The organism is Bartonella sp. AP150HLJHH (assembly GCF_042196385.1).
In the GTDB taxonomy this organism is placed as follows: domain Bacteria; phylum Pseudomonadota; class Alphaproteobacteria; order Rhizobiales; family Rhizobiaceae; genus Bartonella.
In genome coordinates this window covers 1-2,810 of sequence record NZ_JBHIQC010000069.1, presented here as the reverse complement: position 1 = coordinate 2,810, position 2,810 = coordinate 1, and the positions used below count along the sequence as shown (strand labels likewise).

Here is a 2,810-nt window from a genome sequence, read left to right as displayed (position 1 = left end):
AGATAAGGTTCCTGTGTTTCCGTAAGTATAGAGGAAGAAACCGGTTTGTTTTTCCTCTTCTTTTCCTAAGACAGATGCTCTGATATTGGCTAAGAGTGCGTTTTGTTTAGCCATATCGGTTAATCCACTGTAGAAGAGAGCATTTGGCATAACCAAATAGCTTGCTGTTTGTGGTACAGGAGCAACGGTAGGGATATTTGTTTCAGGATCAGGATTTGAACCAGAATTGGAGCCAAGCAGTTCGGGTTGCAAACGGAAATCCCAGAAATTTTCATTCTTTTCATCAAAGAGGTTTTGCGCAATATCGGCTTTTCCTTGGCTTGAGTCTGGTCCATAGGCACGTAGTGTATACATATCCGGTAAGCCACCTCTTGTGGTATAGCCATTTACCAGTTTGAAAGAGTTTTCAGTTGCTTTTCCAGAAACTTGAATGAGTGAAAGCCCCCGTACATTAGGAGCAGCAGAGATATTTGCTTGACTACTGTTCTTTTCTACGCGTCCTGAAACATAAACTGATGTGTTGCCAGAGACATCCCCATGGATCAAAAGCCTATCGGTTTTTTGATCGGCGATGGGTGCTCCATCACTCCATTGTGCGTTGAAGTAAATCTTTGCATCACCCGTTGCATTGTAGACTTCTTGCGTGTCTGGTTTACCAGAACCTATATGCAATGTTTGGTAATGATCTTCTGTTGGTCTATTAAAGATAATGGAGCTGTTATCGAGATTAAGCACAGAAACATCAGAACGAGATCTTTGAGCGATATCAAGGAGATTGCTATCAGCATCTTTTTCGTTTTTGCTAATTTTCAACGTCCATTTTGTATTGTTTTTCAGATCAAAACGTACATTTCTGTCTTTAGCAATATTCGCTCTGCCTTCTAAAGTAGACTGATCAGCGCTTAAGGTGAAGGTGCCATTGGAGATGGCGTTTGCACCGACATAGTCCCAAAGCTCTTTGTCTTTCCAATAAACGCCTTTTCCTAATAAAACATCGGCATGGATTTCTGAATTTTTGATATTGGCTGTACCAATTGATAGGTCTGCATTGTTTTCGATATCGTTGTCAGTGAAAGCTCCGATAAGAATTCCAGCACCATTTTCTACGTGGATATCTGCATTAGTCACATTGATTTCATTGCTTTGACGTTTTTGCGGATAATTTTGATCTGTGTAGAAGAGAGACATGATTTGCAAACCACCGATTTGTGCTGTTGCAGAAATATCCTTGACATCGATATGTCCACCGTTTTCTGTATACAATGCAGCTTGTTTTCCAAATACTGTTCCGCCTGTCATTGTGATTTGGGATTGTGGACCGCTTGCATGGAGTCCACTACCATCAGATGCGTTAATTTTAGCATTGTCTTTTATGATAATGGTGCCGCCACTCTCAGCAGATACCCCTGAGGTTTTTACATTAAATTCTCCCCCTGATACGTTTATTTGAGAATTAACAGCGGAGGCTATGCCTATATTGGCTTGAGTAACTGTTACATTTTTTAAAGTAAGTTTGTTGTTATGGGTGGACATTACCCCTAAGAGTTGTTGGTCATCGTCTTTACCACTTGATATTTTCACATTTTCTAGCTTATTTTCTTCGCTGTTTTCGTCGCCGAAGAGAGCACCCATTGCAATAGCCGTAATAGAACCTCCAGTCATCTTGATTGTAGCTTTTTTGTATGCCATAAGCCCTGTTGAAACATCCTTAATCGTTGTATTATGTAATTCAATTATGCTTCCAGAGGCATCGGCCAGTACACCAGTTCCAGTGCCATCTGTCGATGTTATAGTAATACCATTGACATGAATATGTCCGCCGTTTTCGGCAAACAATGTGCCTATACCCCAACCGCTTACTGTCCCTCCAGTCATTGTGATCTTGGATTGTGCACCATCAGCATGGAGTCCATAAGCACTGGATGTTGTAATCTCAGTCTTGTTGTCGATAGTAACCGTGCTGCCATTTGAAGCATATATTCCATCGAGTTCTCCATCAAATGATCCTCCAGAGACTGTTATTGTCGAGTGATCATCTGCCGTTAGAGCGTTCGCTGCATGCATAACAGTTACATTTTTTAAGGTGAGCGTGCTTCCCTTGGTAACTATTCCTGAGAGTAATTGCAGTCCATCTTTATCTAAGTCTGATATCACCACATCTTTTAGCATGTTTTCGCTGCTATTCGTGTTATTAAAAGAAGCGCCAACAGAGGCAGCTGCAATGGAACCTCCAATCATTTTGATTGTAGCTCCGTCTTTGGCTTCAAGACCGCGGAAAATCTCAGAATCAAGTTTTGGGATAATTCTACTATCCTGTAATTCAATTACACTGTTAACACCTTCAGCTGTTACAGCGTATATATCGTAATGGACTGGGTGGTTTATCGTTAAATTCTTGCCAATGATTTTGCCACCGTCTTTTGCGTGAATAGTTTCGTAGGTTTTATCGGATACTTCTTGTTGTTTTTCCTCAGAAACTACGAGGGTTTCAGCATGTGCACTGAACTGGATGTTGAACAGGATGATAGCGGCTGCAGCTGTGCATGATAAAAGGGATGTTTTATACACTAGTATTCTCCTTATGAGAGCCCCCAAATATTCATTTCCCCGCGAACTTCATAAGAAGAAGTGAAAATGGATAGTTGTTATTAATTTCAGTAATTGTCTTTATTTGGTAAGACATTTTTGGTTTTTTGTCAAAATTAAAAAATAATTGATATTAATTATGTCTAATACAAAATGTATTTATAATGGATTTTATTTAAAGAATTATAATTTTGAATATTATTATTCAGAGAAATATTGTGAGA

1 protein-coding gene is annotated in these 2,810 nt (G+C 39.6%); it reads right to left on the bottom strand.

The window, feature by feature from the left end:
- Positions 1 to 2,568: autotransporter outer membrane beta-barrel domain-containing protein (locus ACFING_RS09510; protein WP_375630701.1), on the bottom strand; the 2,568-nt coding region annotated here is incomplete at its 3' end.
- Between the last annotated feature and the right edge of the window lie 242 nt (positions 2,569 to 2,810).